Raw genomic sequence first — 19192 nt, 5'->3', positions numbered from 1 at the left:
GCGCGATCACCGCGTCCGATCCGTCCGAGAAGGGCATGATGTTCGAGCCGGCGGAATCCAAGATCTACCGCCATCCCACATTCTACGACGTACCCGACGAAGTCGGGCACATGTGACGCCGTCATTGCGAGCGCAGCGAAGCAATCCATCGCGCCGCAACAGAAGAATGGATTGCTTCGTCGCTTCGCTCCCTTGCGCAAACGCTTCGCGTTTGTCGCAGGCAATGACGACCGCTAGCAGGTGATTGACATGACCGCAGCCAACATCACCGTCTCCGAAACGCCGCTGGTGCTCTGCATCCTGCGCCGCGCCGATGATGCGTTGATCCTGGGTCACCGGCTGTCGGAATGGTGCGGCCATGCGCCAATGCTTGAAGAGGACATGGCGCTCGCCAATATGGGCCTCGATCTGCTTGGCCAGGCCCGCGAACTCTATACCTACGCCGCCAAGGTCGAGGGCAGGGGCAACGACGAGGACAAGTTCGCCTACCTGCGCGATGTCAGGCAGTACCGCAATCTCCTGCTGCTGGAGCAGCCGAACGGCGATTTCGCGCGCACCATGGTGCGCCAGTTCTTCTACGCGACCTTCGCCGATCTGTACTGGCGCGCGATGATGCGCTCCAGCGACGCCACGCTGGCGGCGATCGCCGCGAAATCGGAAAAGGAAAGCGCCTATCATTTGCGCCATTCTTCGGAATGGATCATCCGCCTCGGCGACGGCACCGAGGAAAGCCACCGCCGCGCGCAATCGGCCGTCGACGAGTTCTGGGCCTTTACCGGCGAGATGTTTTCGGTCGACGACAGCGAGCGCGGCCTGATCGATGCCGGCATCGCGATCGATCCTGCGGCGTTGCGTCCGCAATGGCTCAGGATGATCTCCAGCGTCGTCAACGAGGCGACATTGACGCTGCCGGACAACGACTGGATGCAGCAGGGCGGCAGGAGCGGCCGGCACAGCGAGCATCTCGGCCATCTCCTCAGCGAGCTGCAATCGATGCAGCGGACGTTTCCGGGGGCGACATGGTGACGCTTCTCAGCGATACCGACCTGCGCCGCCGCGCCTGGGAGGCGGCCTCGACGGTCGTCGATCCCGAAATTCCCGTGCTCACCATCGCCGATCTCGGCGTGCTGCGCGAAATCGAGGTGCATGACGGCCGCGTCGAGGTCGCGATCACGCCGACCTATTCCGGCTGTCCCGCCATGAACATGATCGCGCTGGAGATCGAGCTGGCGCTGGAGCGCGCCGGCATCGGTCGGCCGACCGTTCGCACCGTGCTGTCGCCGGCCTGGACCACCGACTGGATGAGCGAGGACGGCCGCAACAAGCTCCGCGCCTACGGCATCGCACCGCCGCAGGCCTCGGGCTCGCGCCGCGCGCTGTTCGGCGAACAGCAGGTGGCCTGCCCGCAATGCGGCTCTGCCAATACCGAGCGGCTCGCCGAGTTCGGCTCGACCTCCTGCAAGGCGCTGTGGCGTTGCAAGGCCTGCCGCGAACCCTTCGATTATTTCAAGTGTCATTGATCATGTCCTCGTCTTGCGTAGCCCAACAGGGAGTCCCGTCATTGCGAGCGAAGCGAAGCAATCCATGGCCCGGCGTAACGAGAGATGGATTGCTTCGTCGCTTCGCTCCTCGCAATGACGGGGGGAGATAACAGATGTCCCACGCGCCGCGCTTCCATCGTCTTGCCGTCAACGACCTCCGCCGCGAGGCCGCCGACGCCGTGTCCATGACTTTCGCGATTCCGAAGGAGCTGGAAGGCGACTACAGCTTCAACCCCGGCCAATACCTCACGCTGCGTACGACCATGGACGGCGAGGAAGTGCGCCGCTCCTATTCGATCTGTTCCGGGCCCGATGACGGCGAACTGCGTATCGCCGTGAAGAAGGTCGATGGCGGCGCGTTCTCGAACTGGGCCGCCGACGAACTGAAGGCCGGCGACGAGCTCGACGTGATGACGCCGACCGGCCGCTTCGGCGTCGCGCACGCGCCCGGCGAGGGGCGGGTCCATGTCGGCTTTGCCGCCGGCAGCGGCATCACGCCGATCCTCTCGATCATCAAGGGCGTACTGGCCCGCGAGCCGGATGGCCGCTTCTTCCTGTTCTACGGCAACCGCTCGACGTCGAGCATGCTGTTCTTAGAAGAGCTGGAGGAACTGAAGGACCGCTTCCTGCAGCGGCTGTCGCTGTTCCATGTCATCTCGGGCGAAGAGCAGGACATCCCGATCCTGCACGGCCGGCTCGACGGCGCGAAAGTGCGCGTCCTGCTGCGCTCGCTGGTGCCCGCGTCCAGCGTCGATCACGTCTTTGTCTGCGGCCCGATCGGCATGAGCGAGGATATCGAGGCGACCTGCCGCGACATCGGCATCGCAGAGGATCGTATCCACGTCGAGCGCTTCGTCTCGGAATTCGGCGGCAAGCCGCGTCCGAAGAAGGTGGTCGAAGCCTCCGCGCCGCCGAAGGCGGTGGCATCCCTGATCATCGACGGCAAGCGGCGCGAGGTGCCGGTTGCCGAGGAGGAATCCATTCTCGATGCCGCCTTGCGCGCCGGTATGGATTTGCCGTTCGCCTGCAAGGGCGGCATGTGCTCGACCTGCCGCGCCAAGCTGGTCGAGGGCGACGCGCAGATGGAAGTCAATTATTCGCTGGAGCCGTGGGAGCTGAAGTCAGGATTTATCCTGACCTGCCAGGCCCGGCCGTGCTCGGACAAGGTCGTGGTGGACTACGATCATGTGTGAGTGAGCCTCGTCATTCCGGGGCGCGTCTTAGACGCGAACCCGGAATCTCGGGATTCCCCGGTGCGCAATTGCGCACCTGAGGTCTGGTGCTTACGCACCATCCCGGAATGACGGAAGTGGTTGAGGCTGCAGAAGAAGGGATCGTTGACACCGCAGGTGCTTCGACCCGACACTGAGACTTACGTAAAGCGGCCGAACCGGCCCGTACGCAAAAGGGAGAGAACGTCGTGAAACCGTCTCGCCGGGCGGGTAGCCCGTTATGAACGTCGCGCTGTCGCCGGATGAAGTCGCCCGCGCCTGCGCGGATGCGATGTGGAGAGAAGACGACGCCAGCAAGGGCCTCGGCATGACAATTGTCGAGGTCAAGCCGGGGCAGGCGACGCTGACGATGACGGTGGCGCCGCACATGGTCAACGGCCAGCGCATCGCCCATGGCGGCTTCATCTTCCTGCTCGCCGATTCCACCTTTGCCTTTGCCTGCAACTCCCGCAACGAACGCGCGGTCGCCGCGCAGTGCGACATCGCCTTCATCCGGCCGGGGAAGCTTGGCGACGTGCTGGTGGCGACCGCGCGTGAGATTTCGCGCAGCGGCCGCTCCGGCATCTACGACGTTCGTGTGACCGCAGGCGACGTCGTGATCGCCGAGTTCCGCGGTCACTCCCGCACCATCGCCGGCACCTGGCTGCCGGTGGTGGACAGCGCAGCCGCACAAAAATAGCGACAAGGGAAACGCGTCATGGCCATGGCCAAATTGAAGTCCAGCGGAAGCGGCTACCACCCTGAAATGGATGAATCCGAGCGCGCCTCGCGGGACGAGATCATGGCGCTGCAGACCAGGCGCCTCGCCTGGTCGCTCAAGCACGCCTACGACAACGTCGCGCATTACAAAAAGGCGTTCGATGCGGCCGGCGTGCATCCGTCCGATTTCAGGCAGCTTGCCGATCTCGCCCGATTTCCGTTCACCGCGAAGACGGACCTTCGCGACAATTATCCCTTCGACATGTTCGCCGTCCCCCGCGAAAGACTGGTCCGCGTTCATGCCTCCTCGGGCACGACAGGCAAGCCGATCGTGGTCGGCTACACCCAGGGCGATATCGACATCTGGTCGGAGGTGATGGCGCGCTCGATCCGCGCCGCCGGCGGCCGCACCGGCATGATCATCCACAATGCCTATGGCTACGGCCTGTTCACCGGCGGGCTCGGCGTGCACTACGGCGCCGAGATGCTCGGCTGCACGGTGGTGCCGGTGTCCGGCGGCATGACCGAACGGCAGGTGCAACTGATCAACGATTTCAGGCCTGATATCATCACGGTGACGCCGAGCTACATGCTCGCGATCCTCGACGAGTTCAAGCGGCAGGGCCTCGATCCCCGAAAATCGTCGCTGAAGTTCGGCATCTTCGGCGCCGAGCCCTGGACCAATGCGATGCGCGCCGAGATCGAGCAGGCCTTCGACATGGACGCCACCGACATCTACGGGCTATCAGAGGTGATCGGCCCCGGCGTCGCGCAGGAATGCGTGGAGACCAAGGACGGCCTGCACATCTGGGAAGATCATTTCTATCCGGAAGTGATCGATCCCGAGACCGGCGCGGTGCTGCCCGACGGCGAGAAAGGCGAACTGGTCTTCACCTCGCTCACCAAGCAGGGCTTTCCAATCATCCGTTACCGCACCCGCGACCTGACGCGGCTGTTGCCGGGCACGGCGCGGCCGGGGATGCGGCGCATGGAGAAGGTGACGGGCCGCTCCGACGACATGATCATCATGCGCGGCGTCAACGTCTTCCCGACCCAGATCGAGGAAGCGCTGCTGGCGACCGACTGGTGCGGCGGCCATTTCATCATCGAGCTGACGCGGGAAGGGCGGATGGACGAAATGACCGTGCTCGCCGAAGCCCGCCCGGAAAGCTGGGACGGCAGCGGCTTGCCCGCGCATACCGAAAAGGTCTCGGTCTTCATCAAGAACACCATCGGCATCACCGCCCGCATCAGGGCCGTCGCGCCCGACACGCTGGAACGCTCGCTCGGCAAGGCCAAACGGGTTTACGACAAGCGGCCGAAAGGGTAACTCCTGCCTCACATGAGTGAGCAGGAACGACGTGATGCCGGTTGCGAAAGAGCAAGACGCCAAGCCCGTAACAGTCCAGGCCCGCTGCGTGCGCCTGCCTGCGAAGGCCGCCGATGCGGCTTCGCTTGCGCCCGTCATCGAGACGCATGCGCTGTCGCGTGGCGCGAGCGATCTGCTGATCGAAATCAGGGCCGCGGCGGTCAATCCGTCCGACGTCAAGGCCGCGACCGGGCTGATGCCCTACGCGGTCTTTCCGCGCACGCCGGGGCGCGACTATGCGGGCGTCGTGATCGACGGGCCGCAGGGCTGGATCGGGCGCGAGGTGTTCGGCTCGTCGGGCGATCTCGGTATTCGCCGCGACGGCACCCATGCCACGCATCTCGTGGTCGAGGCTGATGCGGTGGTGGAGAAACCAGGCAGCATTTCCTGGGAAGAGGCTGCCGGCATCGGCGTGCCGTTTGTGACCGCGATGGAGGGCCTGCGCCGCGCCGGCATCCCGAAAGCCGGCGAGACCGTGCTGGTGATGGGTGTCAATGGCAAGGTCGGGCAGGCCGCGGTGCAGATCGCGAGTTGGCACGGCGCGCGCGTGATCGGCGTGGTGCGCAAGGCCGAGCCGTACGAAGGTCACAGCAATTCCGAGGTTGAAGTCATCGATGCCTCGGTGACCGACGTCGCATCGCGCGTGCGCGAACTGACGGATGGCAAGGGCGCCGACATCGTCTTCAACACCGTCGGCGATCCCTATTTTCAGGCGGCGCACAAGTCGCTGGCGTTGCGCGGGCGGCAGATCCTGATCGCGGCGATCGACCGTATCGTGCAGTTCAACATCCTCGAATTCTACCGGGGACAGCACACCTATGTCGGCATCGACACGCTCGGCCTGTCGTCGGTCGCGACCGGCGCGGTGCTGCGGGAGCTCGCTCCCGGCTTCGCCAGCGGGCATCTCAAGCCGTTCCCGATCAAGCCGAACGCGGTCTATGGGCTGGAGCAGGCAAAGGCGGCCTTCATTGCGGTCGCCGGCTCCTCGCGGGATCGCGTGATCTTGCGGCCGGCTTAGGGTCTTCGGCAGAGCTGCCCTCCGTTTTTGCACGGAAAACAAATCTCTCCGCTTTTGGTGAACGACAGTATTTCTGTTCCCTGATCGTGCCGTCACGCGAGAGATTAATTCTTTGCGCGGAGAAGCCGTGGACGCACCCATGCTTCCGACGTATTAGCAGCACGGAAATTGCCTCCTATTTGAGCTCTGACGGCCGCTTTCGCGGCGTTTGGTGCGGAGATATGCCGGTGCTGGACGGTAGCAACATCATTGTCATCAGCGGATTGCTGATCGGTCTTATCTATGGATCGGTGGCCTTGTTGAGCAGCTTCTGCCTGCTCAGCAGCCTGCGCGGTTTTTGGGCCGGCGGTGATGGCCGGCTGGTGCGGACCTACGCGCTCGCGATCGGCGTAGCTGTTGCGGCGACGCAATTGCTGGCGGCGGCGGGCCTCGTCGATATCGGCAAGTCGATCTATCTGCAGCCATCCTTCTCCGCTCCCGTGATGTTCTTCGGCGGCCTCCTGTTCGGCTACGGCATGGTGCTGTCGAACGGTTGCGGCTCGCGCGCGCTGGTGCTGCTCGGCCGCGGTAACCTGCGCTCCTTTCTCGTGGTCGTCGTGCTTGCGATCTTCGCCCAGATGGCGCTGAAGGGCCTGATTGCGCCAGCGCGTATCGCGATGGTCGGGGCATCGCAGACCACGACAAGCGCCAACTCCGTGCCCGCGCTGCTGGCGTCCGCGGGCCTCAGCGCCACGGCCGCGCGCATGCTGGCGGCCTCGATCATTTCGGCGGCGCTGATCATCTTCGCCTTTGCGCACCCGGCGTTCCGCCGTTCGCCGGGCCAGATCGCCGCCGGCCTTGTGATCGGGTCGTTGGTGGCCGGGGGCTGGTTCGCGACCGGCTATCTCGGCGCCGACGATTTCAACCCTGTGCCGGTGACTTCGCTCACCTTCATCGCGCCGATCGCGGACGCGCTGCAGTACATCATGCTGTCGACGGGCTCGGCGCTGAATTTCGGCATCGTCACCGTATTCGGCGTGTTCGCCGGCAGCCTCGCGACCGCGCTGCTCACCGGCCGCTTTCAGCTCGAAGGCTTTCAGTCGCCGCGCCACATGCTGCGCTCCGGCGGCGGCGCAGCGCTGATGGGCATCGGCGGCGTGATGGCGTTCGGCTGCTCGATCGGGCAGGGACTGACCGGATTTTCGACGCTGGCGCTGGCCTCGCTGATCGCCTTCGCCGGCATCCTCGTCGGAAGCGCAGTTGGCCTGCGCGGCGCGCTGCGCGTCAGGCCGCTGGCCGCGGCCTAATCCGCGGCCTTCGTCACGATCCTTATCTCCGACTTCAGCGTCCGGTGCACCGGGCACTTGTCGGCGATCTCCATCAGCCTTGTGCGCTGATCGGCGTCCAGCGCGCCCTCCATCGAGATCACGCGCTCGATCTGGTCCAGCATGCCCTCGCGTGTCTCGCACTCCGCGCAATCCTCCGCGTGAATCTTGCCATGCTGGAGCGTCACCGTGACGCGCTCGAGCGGCAGCGACTTGCGGTCGGCATACATCCGCATCGTCATCGATGTGCAGGCGCCAAGGCCGGCAAGCAGGAAATCATACGGTCCGGGTCCGCTGTCCTGGCCGCCGACGGCCACCGGTTCATCCGCCAGCATTTCGTGCGGACCGGTGGTGATGACCTGCTCGAATTTGCCGTTGCGGGTTTCGCGCACCACGACGTTGCGCGGCCCCTCGCTCACTGCGGGCTTCGCTGCGGCAGGCTCGATATAGCGCTCGGCCCAGGCCGCGATCACGTCGGCGACATAGGCGCCGTCACGCCTGTCGCTCAGGAGATGATCGGAGCCCGACAGCGATACGAAGCTCTTGGGATGTTTGGCGCCGACAAAAATCCTTGTCGCGTTGTCGATGCCGACCGTGTCGTCGGTCGGCGAATGCATCACCAGCAGCGCCTTGTGCAGCTTTGCGATATGGGCAGCCAGGTTGTGCTCGGCAACGTCATCGAGGAATTCGCGCTTGATGTGGAAGGGACGTCCGGCGAGTTGCACCTCCACCTTGCCCTGCGCGCGGATATCCTCGATGCGGTCCTTGAAGAGGTGCGTGACATGGACGGGATCGGAGGGCGCGGCGATGGTGACGACCGCCTTTGCTTCCGGAATCTGCCCGGCGGCGGCGAGAATCGCCGCGCCCCCCAGGCTGTGTCCGATCAGCAGCGCGGGCGCGGCGCGGGTTTCACGCAGATGGGTTGCGGCGCGGACGAGGTCGGCGACATCAGATGAGAATGTCGCATTGGCGAATTCGCCTTCGCTGGCGCCAAGCCCGGTGAAATCGAAGCGCAATACCGCAATTCCCTTGATCGCCAGCGCGGCCGCGATGCGCTTGGCCGCCAGCACGTCCTTGCCGCAGGTGAAGCAATGCGCGAACAGCGCGTAGGCCCGGACGGGGCCATCAGGCGTATCCAGCGCGGCGGCAAGCTGATGGCCGCCTTCGCCGGTGAATTGAAAGCGTTCAGTCGGCACGGCTGATCTCCCTGCACCTGAAACTAGTCGTTCGAATAGCGCTGCTCGGCCCAGGGATCACCGCGGTTGTGGTAACCGCGCACTTCCCAATAGCCGGGTTGGTCCTCGGCCAAAAACTCGATGCTCTGCAGCCATTTCGCGCTTTTCCAGAAATAGAGATGCGGCACCACGAGCCGCACCGGGCCGCCATGCTCCTGCTCCAGCGGTGCGCCGGACCAGCTATGGACGAGCAGCGCGTCCTCGGCGGCGAAATCTTCCAGCGAAAGGTTCGTCGTGTAGCCGTCATGGCAATGCAGCACCACGAAGCGCGCTTCCTCGCGCGGCCGGCAGGCGTCGAGAAGATCGCTTGTCGCGAGCCCCTCCCATTGATTGTCGTAGCGCGACCAGGTGGTGACGCAGTGAATGTCGGATAGAAATTTGCTCTGCGGCTGCGATGTGAACTCCGGGAAATCCCAGAACAGCGGCGCTTCGACCGCGCCATAGACGTCCAGCCGCCAGCGCTGGCGCGAGATGTTCGGGGTCAATCCGAGATCGAGCGTCGGCCAGTCGTTCGTCAGGTGCTGGCCGGGCGGCAGGCGTGTCTCCTCGGGGCGCGCGATCCTGCCGGTGAGGAATTTGCCTTCGCGCGCCCAGCGCCGCTTGCTGCGCGTCAGCTTGCTTTCCGGCGGCGGCTCGTTCTCGTCTGCCATATCTGCAACAGTTACTCGTGGCGATGCATGGCGGATGCATGCTTGGTGTCGCGCATCGTGGCATAGATGAGGAGCGAGAGAAAGATCATGCCGCTCAGATAGTAGTAGAACCACTGCTCATGGCCCAGCGTCTTGAAATAGAGCGCAACCGCGGGCGCGGTGCCGCCGAACAGCGAGACCGTGATCGCATAGGGCAGGCCGACGCCGAGTGCGCGGACATTGGTCGGGAATAGCTCCGCCTTCACCACGGCGTTGATCGAGGTATAGCCGGCGACGAACAGCCAGGCGCCGCAGATCAGCAGGAACGCGGTGAATGGCGATTTCGTCTCCTTCAGCGTGGTCAGGATCGGGACGGTGGTCAGCGTGCCAGCTACCCCGAAGAAGATCAGCAGCGGCTTGCGGCCGATGTAATCGGAAAGGCCGCCATAGATCGGCTGCAGCAGGGTCGCGAACACCAGCGAGCCGAAGATCACGAAGGTGGTCTGGTCCTCGGTGAGGCCGACGGAGAGTTTGACGAAGGTCTGCATGTAGGTGGTGAAGGTGTAGAACGCCGCGGTGCCGCCGGCGGTGAGACCGACCACGAGCAGCACCTCGCGCGGATATTTCAGGAGGCCGCGGATCGAACCGGTCGGCTTGGTCACCTTCCTGGCTTCTTCGAACGCTTCCGTCTCATGCAGGTTACGCCGCATCACGGCAGCCGAGCGCGGTTCCATTTCAGGAACCGGAGAATGTCGCGTCAGGCGGAGGCGATAGCGCTAACGATCGCTGCTATTTGGGCGGCCTTGGATCGATCGGCGTCGTGCCGCGCACGCCAAGGATGTCCTCCAGCACCTTGGCGCCGGCCAGCAATTGCGCCTCGCCGCGCGGCGGCGCCACCATCTGCAGCCCGACCGGCAGGCCGGAGGCGGTGAAGCCGCACGGCAGCGACAGCGCGGGGCAACACGCCAGCGTGATCGCGTAGACGATGCCGAGCCATTCGACGTAATTGTCGAATTTCTTGCCGGCGCATTCGGCGACATAGCGGTTCTCGACCGGGAAGGGCGCCACGATCGTCGCCGGGCAAAGCAACAGGTCGTATGTGTCGAAGAATTCCAGCGTGCGCGCGGTCATCGCGACACGCTGCGCTTCGGCGCGTTCGATCTGCTCGACGGTGAGCTTGAGGCCTTCCTCGATATTCCAGATCACTTCAGGCTTGAGCAGGTCGCGCTTGGTGCGCAGCAGCGCCGCCTTGGAGAGCGCGAAGTCGAACGCGCGCAGCACGTGGAAGCATTCATGGGCCTCGCGCAGGTCGGGATGGGATTCCTCGACGATGACGCCGGCCTCGGCAAAGCGCTCCGCCGCCTTGCGGGTGATGGCGGCGACTTCGGGGTCGACAGGCGTGATGCCGAGATCGGGCGAATAGGCGACGCGCTTCGGCTTGTGGCCGGAACGCGCGGCGGAGAGAAACGAATTGGGCAGTACCGGCAGCGACAGCGGATCGCCGGGATGTTCACCGCTCATGGCGTCGAGCAGCAGCGCGACGTCTTCGACATTGCGCGCCATCGGGCCCTGGACGCCGAGATTGCGGTCGACGGCCGCCGCTATCGTATGCGCGACACGGCCGATGCTCGGCCGCAAGCCGACGATGCCGCAGAAGCTCGCGGGGTTGCGAAGCGAGCCGCCCATGTCGGAGCCATGCGCCAGCCATGCCGTGCCGGTCGCGAGCGCGACCGCCGCGCCGCCCGACGAGCCGGCGGCGGAGCGCGAAGTGTCCCAGGGATTGCGCGTCGGGCCGAACACTTCGTTGAATGTGTTGGCGCCGGCGCCAAATTCCGGCGTGTTCGATTTCGCGTAGATCACCCCGCCATTGTTTTCGAGGTGCTCGACGAGAATGTCAGACTTGGCCGGGATATTGTCCTTGTAGATCGGCGAGCCCTGCGTCGTCAGCACGCCCTCGACATTGGTGAGGTCCTTGATCGGGATCGGAAGGCCGGCAAGCAGCCCGCGCTCGCTGGCCGGCTTCTTCATCAGATCAGTGGCGTGCTTGCGGGCACGATCGAAGCGCAGCGTCGGCAGCGCGTTGACCTCGCCGTCGACCTCGGCAATCCGCTTTTCCAGCACGTCGAGCAGGTCGAGCGGGGTGACTTCGCCCGACTTCAGCTTGCCGACAATGGCGATTGCCGTCTCACGCACCAGCCCCTGATCAGCCACTTCGCTTTCTCCCGCTTGTTGCAACTTGTTGGTTACCGATGGTGCTGTAGACCATTTTGCGGCACAGTGGAAACGCATGGAAGTTGTGGCCGACCGGAGATAATGCATGACGACATTGTTTTCTGCGCTGGACTGGCGTGCCCTGAGCCAGGAGGAGCGCGACCTCGGCCTCAACAACGGGGCCGCGGTATCCGGCAGCGTCGACATGGTCGCCGGCTGGGAGCAGCGCTCCGCCGAACTGCGCAAGCGGTTTCCCGCGCATATGGATCTGAGGTACGGGCCGCGCGAACGCAACCGGATCGATTTCCTCAAAGCGGCCGACAATGCGCCGACGCTGCTGTTCATCCACGGCGGCTACTGGCAGGCGCGCGCCAAGGAGGTCTTCACCGTCGTTGCCGAGGGCGCGATGGCACATGGCATCAACGTCGCCCTGACCGGCTACACCCTGGCGCCGGAGGCGAATCTCGACGAGATCGTCGCCGAGATCCATGCCGGGATCACATTTCTCGCCGGGCAATTGCCCGCGCTCGGCGCCGCCGATGCCGGCATCGTGGTGTCGGGCTGGTCCGCCGGCGGGCATCTCACCGCGATGTCGCTGTCGCATCCGAAGGTGAGGGCGGGCATGGCGATATCAGGCATCTACGATCTCGAGCCTGTCAGGCATTCCTACCTCAACGAGAAACTCGGCGCTGATGAAGCGATGTCGCGGCGCAATTCGCCTCTCATGCAGGAAGGCGGTCCGTCGAAGCCGCTGTCGCTGGTGGTCGGCAGCGCCGAACTGCCGCTGCTGCGCAGGCAGACCGCCGATTTCGCCTGCCACCGCGCGAAGCATGGTTTGCCGGTGACGTACGAAGAAATTCCCGGCGCCAACCATTTCACCATCCTGTACGAGATGATGTCGCCGAAGGGACGGATCACGACGCTGATCCGTCAGTTGTTCGAGCGGACGACGGGGTAGGCGCTATCGCCGTCATTGCGAGCAATCCATGCTTCCTCGCGGGGACAATGGATTGCTTCGCTTCGCTCGCAATGACGGTGGAGACTGATGAACTAACCCCACCCCGACGTATGCCCGCCGTCCACCGTGAAGATCACGCCCGACGTATAGCCCGACCGCTCCGACGCCAGGAACGCCATGAGATCGCCGATCTCGCGCGCATGCGCGGGCCTGCCGAGCGGCATGCCCTTCTGGAATTCCCTGTAGCGGTTCTCGTCGCCGAACTGGTTCTTCGCCCGCGTCTTCAGCAGCGTGACGTGGCGATCGGTGCCGACGGGACCCGGATTGATGCCGACGACGCGGATGTTGTCGGCGAGGCTCTTGCCGCCGAGCGCGCGGGTGAAGGCCATCAGCGCGGCGTTGCCGGCGCTGCCGCAGATGTAGTTGGCGTCGAATTTTTCGCCGGCCGCGCCGATGTCGTTGACGATCACGCCGCCGCCGCGCGCCTTCATCCGGGCGTAGATCGTGCGGGTGAGGTTGATGTAGCCGAACACCTTCAGTTCCCAGGCGTGCCGCCAGGTCGCCTCGTCGATCTTCTCGACCGAGCCGCCGGGGATGTCGCCGGCATTGTTGACGAGGATGTCGATCTCGGCGGCTTCGTTCGCAAGCCGTGCGATATCCTCGCCCTTGCGCAGGTCCACGACGTGGGTGGTCGCGCTGATCTGGTGCGCCGAGCGCAGCCGCTCAGCCAGCGCCTTCAGCGCCTCGCCGTTGCGGGCGGCCAGCATGACGTCGGCGCCTTCCTCGGCAAAGGCTTCGGCGGCGGCCGCGCCAATGCCCTTGGAGGCGCCGGTGATCAGGACGCGTTTGCCGCGCAGGTGCAGGTCCATGGAAATTCTCGCTTGGCTTGAAGGAGGGGCGGGGCTTCGCCGGAAATTGGTAGGCGGATGCGGCCGTTGCGGTCAACATTGCACTGCAGCGTTGCACTGCGCCGAAGATTGGTCCATTGCAATTCGATCGAATTGGCCGGCGCGCTGGCGCGGCCCGAAAACCCCTAGGGACGAGTAACGGATGAGCACGAAGAAGACATATCGGGTCGCAGTCATTCCCGGCGACGGCATCGGCAAGGAAGTGATGCCGGAAGGCCTGCGCGTGCTGGAGACGGCGGCGAAAAAGCACGGCGTCACCGTACAGTTCGATCATTTCGACTTTGCCTCCTATGACTATTACGAGAAACACGGCGAGATGATGCCGGAGGACTGGAAGGCGCAAATCGGCAAGCACGATGCGATCTATTTCGGCGCGGTCGGCTGGCCGGCGAAAATCCCCGATCACATTTCCTTGTGGGGCTCGCTGATCAAGTTTCGCCGCGAGTTCGACCAGTACGTCAATCTGCGCCCGGTGCGGCTGATGCCGGGCGTGCCGTCGCCGCTCGCGGGCCGCAAGCCCGGCGACATCGACTTCTGGGTGGTGCGCGAGAATACGGAAGGCGAGTATTCGTCCGTAGGCGGCCGCATGTTCCCGGATACCGACCGCGAATTCGTGACACAGCAGACCGTGATGACGCGCACCGGCGTCGACCGCATCCTGAAATTTGCGTTCGATCTGGCGCAGTCGCGGCCGAAGAAGCATTTGACCTCGGCGACCAAATCCAACGGCATCTCGATCACGATGCCCTATTGGGACGAGCGCGTGGAGGCGATGGCGAAGAAATATCCCGGCGTGAAGTGGGACAAGTACCACATCGATATTCTCACCGCGAACTTCGTGCTGCATCCGGACTGGTTCGACGTCGTGGTCGGCTCCAACCTGTTCGGCGACATCCTGTCCGATCTGGGGCCCGCCTGCACCGGCACCATCGGCATCGCGCCATCGGGCAACATCAATCCGGAAGGCAATTTCCCCTCGGTGTTCGAGCCGGTGCACGGTTCGGCCCCCGATATCGCGGGGCAGGGCATCGCCAACCCGATCGGCATGATCTGGTCCGGCGCGATGATGATGGAGCATCTCGGCGAGAAGGAAGCGGCGGCGTCGATCGTCGGCGCGATCGAGCGCACGCTGGCCGAACGCACGCTGCGGACCAAGGATCTCGGCGGCAATGCGGACACCACCGCCTGCGGCAAGGCGGTGGCCGAGATGGTGGATTAGGCTCCCTCGTCTTTGCGAGGAGCAAAGCGACGAAGCAATCCATCCATCCGCTATGCCGCGAAATGGATTGCTTCGCTTCGCTCGCAATGACGGAATGTCCCGGAGGGTGGGCAAAGCGTGGCATGCCCACCATCGCATCGTTGCGATTTGAGATAGTCCAAACCCAAGGGATCACGGGGGAGCAAGGGGCGCCTATTTCTTGTTTGCGATCCGCCGGCAATGCTGCCACGCGGCGCGCATCAAATTCTCGCTGGCTTCCGGCGTGCGGAATGCCGAATGCGCCGACAGCGTCACGTTGGGCAGTTTGGTCAGCGGATGATCCGCCGGCAGCGGCTCGATGTTGAAGACATCCAGCCCGGCATGCCGGATGTGGCCCGACTTCAGCGCGTCGATCATGGCTTCCTCGTCGACGATGGCGCCGCGCGCGGTGTTGACGAGGATCACGCCGGGCTTCATGCCCTCGATGCAGGCGCGCGAGATCATGCCGCGCGTCTCGTCGTTCAGCAGCAGGTGGATCGAGATCACGTCGCTCTCGGTCAGCACTTCGTCGTAATCGAGAAACTCGACTTTCGGAAACTTCTTCGGCGTCCGGTTCCAGGCGATGACGCGCATGCCCGACCCCTGCGCAATCCGCGCCACTTCGGCGGCGATGCCGCCAAAGCCGATCAGGCCGAGCGTCTTGCCGGTCAACTGCATGCCGTCGTCGCGCAGCCAGTTTCCGGCGCGGATGCCGCGATCCATCTTTGCAAGGCCGCGCGCGCCTTCCCACATCAGCGCAACAGCGCATTCGGCGACCGCGGTGTCGCCATAGCCCTTGATCAGGTGCACATGGATGCCGGTCCCGGCGAGTTCGTCCGGGTTCATGTAGCTGCGCGCGCCGGTGCCGAGAAACACGACGTGCTTCAGCCCGGCGCACTTTTTGGCGATATCGGTCGGCAGCGCCGTATGGTCGACGATCGCGATCTCCGCGCCGTCGAGGATCGCGGGATACTGATCCGGGGTGATATCGGGGTTGCGGTTGATCCGCACCTCGGGATCACCGGCTTCCTGCAGCCGTTCGAAGATCACCGCCAGCGATTCATTGGCGTCGACGAAAACTCCACGCATGGTTTCCCCCAAGTGATATCTGCAGTCTTGATTGTCAGGATGCGACGCCGGCCAGCGCCAGCACGGTATGCATCAGCACGTTGGCGCCCGCCGCGCAATCGGCCTGGGTCGCGTCTTCCAGTTCGTTGTGGCTGACGCCGTCCTTGCAGGGCACGAACACCATCGCCGCCGGGATCACCGTGTTGAGGTTGCAGGCATCATGGCCGGCGCCGGAGGTGATGCGGCGATGCGAATAGCCCAGCATCGTCGCGGCATTCTCCACGGCGTCGACGAGTTTCGGATTGAAATGCGTCGGCGGCTTGCGCCAGATCAGGTCGAACTGCACCTCGACCTTGCGCCGCGCCGCGATCTCGGCGATGGCGGCGCGCAAATCCCTGTCCAGCGCATCCATGATCGCGGCATCGGCGCTGCGGCAGTCCACGGTGAAGGCGATCTCGCCGGGAATGACGTTGCGCGAGGGATTGGCGATCACGGCTTCGCCGATCGTGCCGACCGCCTTCGGCCCGTGCTGCTTCGCAATCTCTTCCATCGCCAGCACGATTTCCGACAGCGTCGCCAGTGCGTCGCGCCGCAGCGGCATCGGCGTCGAGCCGGCATGGCTTTCGAAGCCGGTGATCTTGCCGTCGTACCACAGCACGCCCTGGCCGGAATCGACCACGCCGATGGTCTTGTTCTCGGCTTCCAGGATCGGTCCCTGTTCGATGTGGAGTTCGACGAAGCCGGAGAACTTTTGCGTCCCCACTGCGGTTGCGCCGCGATAGCCGATGCTGTCGAGCGCCTGCGCCACGGTGACGCCTTCGGCATCCCGGCGCGACAAAATGTCGTCGGTGGTGAAGTCGCCGACATAGGCGGCGGAAGCCATCATGGCCGGCGCAAAGCGCGAGCCTTCCTCATTGGTCCAGTTACAGATGCAGATCGGTATCTCGGTTTCGATGCCGGCAGCGTTCAGCGTCCGCACCACCTCCAGCGCCGCCAGCGTGCCGAGCACGCCGTCATATTTGCCGCCGGTCGGCTGGGTATCGAGGTGCGAGCCGAGGCCGATCGGGGCCTTCGACATGTCGCGGCCCTTGCGCAGGCCGAACATCGAGCCCAGCGCATCGACCTGCACTTCCAGGCCGGCGTCCTCGCAGGCCTTGCGGAACCAGTCGCGTACCTGCTTGTCCTCGGGCCCCAGGGTCAGCCGCCGAACGCCGCCCTTCGGCGTCGCGCCAAATCTGGCGGTTTCGTGAATCGTGCCCCACAGCCGGGCGGAATCGATCTGCAGGTTGGATCCGATGTTGGTCATGGGCTACTTCCGGGCACTGGAAACGCAAGAACAGGACGCAAGACAGGCAGCTTCAATGACGCGCCTGCGGCGGCGCGTCAACAATGACGCCGCCGCGCGCCAGGCTCGCGGCGATCTCGACCACGCGTTCCACCGCGACCGTATCGGGCGAGGAGAGCCAGCTTGCCGAAAACGTCAGCGGCGCCAGTTGCAGGTTAGTCGACAACAGTTGCAGCCGGCCATGCGCCATGTCGTCCTCGACGATCGCGGTCGGGATCAGGGCAATGCCGAGGCCTTCGATCGCCATGTGGATGACGGTGGCGAGCGAGGCGGAAGCATGCAGCCGGATCGGCGGCAGGTCGGGGCGGTTGAACAGGGAGCGCACGATCTCGTAAGGTTGGGTCCGCCGCGAGAAGGTGATGATCGGGAATTTCGCGAGGTCATGCAGCGTCAGCTCCTGCCTGCCGAGGCCGAGCGAGGGGCTTGCCGTAAAGCCCACCGGGTAGTCGCACAGCTCCCGGTTATTGACCATCGGCGCCGACAGCGGCCCGAGCAGGAAAGCGAGCTCGATTTCCTGGGCCAGCAGGCGGGTGCGCAAATTCGAGGTGATGTCGACCTCGATCTCGAGCGAAAGGTTCGGGTAGGCGTGATTGACGCTCTTGATCAGTTGCGGCAGCCAGGTGTGCACGATGGTCTCGGCGACGCCGAGCCTGAGCACGCCGCGCATCGCCGAGCGGTCGCCGACGACAGCCAGCATCTCCGAGCGCAGCCCGATCAGCTTCTCGGCATAGAGCAGCAATTGCCGGCCGCTCGGCGTCGGCAGTACCATGCGGCGGTCGCGCTGCAGCAGCTTGACGCCGATCTCGCGTTCGAGCTGCGCGATCCGCTGCGAGATCGCCGGCTGGGTCGTATTGAGCTTCTGGGCCGCGCCGCGGAAACTGCCGAGCGTGACCACCCACATGAAGGTTTCCATTGCCTTGAAATCGGTCATGCACCCTCTGCCTGCAGCTTGATAAGTGTTATTTATCAAAACCAATTAAAAAAGACGATTAGACATTATCTTAGCCATATGCCGGAGTAGATGCCAACAAGATTGGAAGCGGGGATCAACGATGACCAGCTCGGCGAGGGACGAACGGCCCGGTCTCGATACGGCGGATTTATCGCCCAGCGTCGCGGCCCGGCATGCCTGCCGGAACGGCATGGCCGATACCACGGCCGGCGTCGCCAACGGCTACGTCCAGGGCAATCTGGCGATCCTGCCGGAAAAGCTCGCGAGCGCCTTTCATCGCTTCTGCCAGCTCAATCCCAAGCCGTGCCCGATTATCGGCATGTCCGATGTCGGCGACCCCCGCATCCCTGCGCTCGGCATCGATCTCGATATCCGGACCGACGTGCCGCGCTACCGCGTCTGGCGTGACGGCGAGGTGGTGGAGGAGCCGACCGACATCATGGCGCACTGGCGCGCCGACCTCGTCGCCTTCGTCATCGGCTGTTCCTATTCATTCGAGGAGGCATTGCTGGCCGACGGCCTGCCGATCCGCCACGTCGAGCGCAAGCTGCGGGTGCCGATGTACCGCACCAATATCGCCTGCGCGCCGGCGGGGCCTTTCGCGGGGCCCATGGTGGTCTCGATGCGACCGTTCAAGCCGGCGGACGCGATCCGCGCGGTGCAGGTCACCTCGCGCTTTCCCTCCGTGCACGGCGCGCCGGTCCATCTCGGCCATCCGCATTCGATTGGCATCGCCGACATCAACAAGCCGGATTACGGTGATGCGGTGCCGATTGCGGCCGATGAGATTCCGGTGTTCTGGGCATGCGGTGTCACCCCGCAATCGGTTATCCAGGCTGCGAAGCTGCCGTTTGCGATCACGCATTCGCCGGGACTGATGCTGGTGACCGATCTCATGAACAGGCACCTTGCCGTGCTTTGATGCTACCATTGCCGTGCATTCAGGCTTTACCGTCATCGCCAACCGTTTCATCGATAGCCGCCGATCAACAGAGGATACTGCCATGAACATCTCGCGCCGAAACGTGCTGCTTGGAGCCACCGCTGCCGCCGCGTTCGCGCCGCTCGCAAGCCGCGCGCAGACTTCCGAAGTGGTGATCGGCGTGATCTATCCGCTGTCCGGCGCCAGCGCGCAGATCGGCGTCGACGCCCAGAAGGCGTTCGAGACCGCGGCCGACCTCATCAACAAGAACTATGACTTCGACCTGCCGCTGGCGAAGGGCGAGGGACTGTCGGGCCTTGGCGGCGCCAAGGTCCGACTCGTATTCGCCGACCATCAGGCCGATCCGCAGAAGGGCCGCGCGGAAGCCGAGCGCCTGATCACGCAGGAGAAGGTCTGCGCCATCATTGGCACCTATCAGAGCTCGGTGGCCGTCACCGTCAGCCAGATCTGCGAGCGCTATCAGATTCCCTTCCTCTCGGCCGACAACTCCTCGCCGAGCCTGCATCGCCGCGGCCTGAAGTTCTATTTCCGCGCCGCGCCGCA

Annotated in this window: 18 protein-coding genes and 2 pseudogenes; 12 read left to right on the top strand and 8 right to left on the bottom strand. The window is 64.5% G+C overall.

Features of this window, described 5'->3' with window-relative positions:
• The 8 genes and pseudogenes from paaB to V7E26_RS22695 form a co-directional block, all read left to right on the top strand.
• Positions 1-116, top strand: a pseudogene (gene paaB / locus V7E26_RS22730) (1,2-phenylacetyl-CoA epoxidase subunit PaaB); the annotation flags it as partial.
• Positions 117-249: 133 nt separating this feature from the next.
• Entirely contained in the window at positions 250-1026 is a 777-nt protein-coding gene (gene paaC, locus V7E26_RS22725) for a 1,2-phenylacetyl-CoA epoxidase subunit PaaC (protein WP_324420449.1), read from the top strand.
• Entirely contained in the window at positions 1020-1520 is a 501-nt protein-coding gene (gene paaD / locus V7E26_RS22720; protein WP_324420447.1) for a 1,2-phenylacetyl-CoA epoxidase subunit PaaD, read from the top strand. Before paaC ends, paaD begins: the two co-directional genes overlap by 7 nt.
• A gap of 134 nt (positions 1521-1654) precedes the next feature.
• The gene (gene paaE, locus V7E26_RS22715; RefSeq protein ID WP_324420445.1) at positions 1655-2734 is read left to right on the top strand and encodes a 1,2-phenylacetyl-CoA epoxidase subunit PaaE; all 1080 of its coding nucleotides are present in this window, start codon (positions 1655-1657) and stop codon (positions 2732-2734) included.
• A gap of 259 nt (positions 2735-2993) precedes the next feature.
• Positions 2994-3452 carry a hydroxyphenylacetyl-CoA thioesterase PaaI gene (gene paaI / locus V7E26_RS22710; RefSeq protein WP_324420443.1) on the top strand — a complete coding sequence of 153 codons (459 nt, stop codon included), beginning with the start codon at positions 2994-2996 and terminating at the stop codon, positions 3450-3452.
• A 24-nt stretch (positions 3453-3476) separates the two neighbouring features.
• The gene (gene paaK, locus V7E26_RS22705) at positions 3477-4802 is read left to right on the top strand and encodes a phenylacetate--CoA ligase PaaK (RefSeq protein WP_442893459.1); all 1326 of its coding nucleotides are present in this window, start codon (positions 3477-3479) and stop codon (positions 4800-4802) included.
• 34 nt (positions 4803-4836) lie between these two features.
• On the top strand, positions 4837-5859 hold the full coding sequence (locus V7E26_RS22700; RefSeq protein ID WP_324420438.1) for a quinone oxidoreductase family protein: 1023 nt from the start codon (positions 4837-4839) through the stop codon (positions 5857-5859).
• Positions 5860-6089: 230 nt separating this feature from the next.
• A complete protein-coding gene (locus V7E26_RS22695; RefSeq protein ID WP_442893458.1) occupies positions 6090-7145 on the top strand; it encodes a YeeE/YedE family protein in 1056 nt (351 codons plus the stop codon).
• Here the strand turns inward: V7E26_RS22695 and V7E26_RS22690 are convergent.
• The 4 genes and pseudogenes from V7E26_RS22690 to V7E26_RS22675 form a co-directional block, all read right to left on the bottom strand.
• A complete protein-coding gene (locus V7E26_RS22690) occupies positions 7142-8359 on the bottom strand; it encodes a bifunctional alpha/beta hydrolase/OsmC family protein (RefSeq protein WP_324420434.1) in 1218 nt (405 codons plus the stop codon). The two genes, V7E26_RS22695 and V7E26_RS22690, sit on opposite strands and share 4 nt — an antisense overlap.
• A gap of 23 nt (positions 8360-8382) precedes the next feature.
• On the bottom strand, positions 8383-9048 hold the full coding sequence (locus tag V7E26_RS22685; RefSeq protein WP_324420432.1) for a sulfite oxidase-like oxidoreductase: 666 nt from the start codon (positions 9046-9048) through the stop codon (positions 8383-8385).
• An 11-nt stretch (positions 9049-9059) separates the two neighbouring features.
• Positions 9060-9746, bottom strand: a pseudogene (locus tag V7E26_RS22680) (MFS transporter); the annotation flags it as partial.
• Positions 9747-9816: 70 nt separating this feature from the next.
• A complete protein-coding gene (locus V7E26_RS22675; protein ID WP_324420430.1) occupies positions 9817-11238 on the bottom strand; it encodes an amidase in 1422 nt (473 codons plus the stop codon).
• A gap of 106 nt (positions 11239-11344) precedes the next feature.
• On the opposite strand from V7E26_RS22675, the gene V7E26_RS22670 reads away from it, so the two are divergent.
• Positions 11345-12196: an alpha/beta hydrolase gene (locus V7E26_RS22670; RefSeq protein WP_324420428.1), complete on the top strand. Its 852-nt coding sequence runs from the start codon at positions 11345-11347 to the stop codon at positions 12194-12196.
• Between the two features lie 92 nt (positions 12197-12288).
• Here the strand turns inward: V7E26_RS22670 and V7E26_RS22665 are convergent, their stop codons facing one another.
• The gene (locus tag V7E26_RS22665) at positions 12289-13065 is read right to left on the bottom strand and encodes an SDR family oxidoreductase (RefSeq protein WP_324420426.1); all 777 of its coding nucleotides are present in this window, start codon (positions 13063-13065) and stop codon (positions 12289-12291) included.
• 181 nt (positions 13066-13246) lie between these two features.
• Here V7E26_RS22665 and V7E26_RS22660 point away from each other — a divergent pair, with 181 nt between their 5' ends.
• A complete protein-coding gene (locus V7E26_RS22660; protein ID WP_324420423.1) occupies positions 13247-14323 on the top strand; it encodes a tartrate dehydrogenase in 1077 nt (358 codons plus the stop codon).
• Between the two features lie 192 nt (positions 14324-14515).
• On the opposite strand, the gene V7E26_RS22655 is transcribed toward V7E26_RS22660, so the two are convergent.
• Genes V7E26_RS22655 through V7E26_RS22645 form a run of 3 tightly spaced genes read right to left on the bottom strand, consistent with a single transcriptional unit; the run spans position 14516 to position 17685 of the window.
• On the bottom strand, positions 14516-15430 hold the full coding sequence (locus V7E26_RS22655; RefSeq protein WP_324420421.1) for an NAD(P)-dependent oxidoreductase: 915 nt from the start codon (positions 15428-15430) through the stop codon (positions 14516-14518).
• Between the two features lie 34 nt (positions 15431-15464).
• Positions 15465-16715 (bottom strand): Zn-dependent hydrolase, encoded by a 1251-nt coding sequence (locus V7E26_RS22650; RefSeq protein WP_324420419.1) that lies wholly within the window; start codon positions 16713-16715, stop codon positions 15465-15467.
• A 52-nt stretch (positions 16716-16767) separates the two neighbouring features.
• Complete coding sequence (locus V7E26_RS22645) at positions 16768-17685, bottom strand: LysR family transcriptional regulator (protein ID WP_324420417.1); 918 nt, start codon at positions 17683-17685, stop codon at positions 16768-16770.
• A gap of 121 nt (positions 17686-17806) precedes the next feature.
• Between V7E26_RS22645 and V7E26_RS22640 the strand changes: the two genes are divergently transcribed.
• Both V7E26_RS22640 and V7E26_RS22635 read left to right on the top strand, forming a co-directional pair.
• Positions 17807-18628, top strand: coding sequence for a putative hydro-lyase (locus tag V7E26_RS22640; RefSeq protein ID WP_324420415.1), 822 nt, complete (start codon positions 17807-17809; stop codon positions 18626-18628).
• Positions 18629-18710: 82 nt separating this feature from the next.
• The coding region (locus tag V7E26_RS22635; protein WP_324420413.1) for an ABC transporter substrate-binding protein at positions 18711-19192 on the top strand (482 nt) is incomplete at its 3' end.

The sequence above is a fragment of the Bradyrhizobium sp. genome (genome assembly GCF_036735945.1).
GTDB lineage: Bacteria > Pseudomonadota > Alphaproteobacteria > Rhizobiales > Xanthobacteraceae > Bradyrhizobium.
This window is presented reverse-complemented; position numbering and strand designations above follow the sequence as displayed.